This is a genomic window from Bacillus sp. LR--39 (assembly GCF_053613335.1).
In genome coordinates this window covers 1-703 of sequence record NZ_JBSIOT010000894.1, presented here as the reverse complement: position 1 = coordinate 703, position 703 = coordinate 1, and the positions used below count along the sequence as shown (strand labels likewise).

The 703-nt window shown below is 48.9% G+C and carries 1 protein-coding gene; it reads right to left on the bottom strand.

The features are described from left to right. On the bottom strand, nt 1–663 hold a 663-nt coding region (locus ACWHAR_RS27310; RefSeq protein ID WP_452088461.1), incomplete at its 3' end, for a FeoB small GTPase domain-containing protein. Nucleotides 664–703: the final 40 nt, after the last annotated feature.

Below are 703 nucleotides of genomic sequence, written 5' to 3'. Positions count from 1 at the left end.
TCTTTCGCTGTCGGCCGCGTCCTCCAGCTGTTCTTTCATTTTCGAGTTGCCTTCCAAATATTGAAGGGCCATCCAGCGCTTTAAAACGCCGGGGAGTTCGGGTATGATCGATTCGATCCGGCCAATCGCTTCTTCCACTGCGCTTCCGTAATTGATGACGAGCGGCTCCGCCCTCTTTTCCTTTTCAAAAAGCAAATGCCTGCTCAGTTCATCACATCCTTTGCCGCTGCGGGCAATCACAGGAATTACCGGAACACCTAGCGCATCAGACATTTTTTGATGATCAATGAAGACGCCGCGCTGTCCTGCGACATCGATCATATTTAAACCGATCGTAAGCGGATGCCCAAATTCCAGGAGCTGCACGGTTAAGTGCAAGTTCCGCTTTAACTGTGATGCATCGACAATATTCAATATATCTGAAAATGAATCATTGAGCAGGAAGTCTGTGACAACCCCTTCATCGCGGGACAGCGGACTCAATGTATAAACACCGGGGAGATCGACTATCATTCCTTGTTTATGACGGAGCAGCCCCACCTTTTTCTCAACAGTCACCCCGCTCCAGTTTCCGACATACTCATAGGAGCCTGTCAGCGCATTAAACAATGACGTCTTCCCCGTATTCGGGTTTCCGAAAAGGGCAATCTGCCGGCTGTTCATAGCTTTTCAATCCTGATCTTTTTTGCTTCTCCAAGCCGTA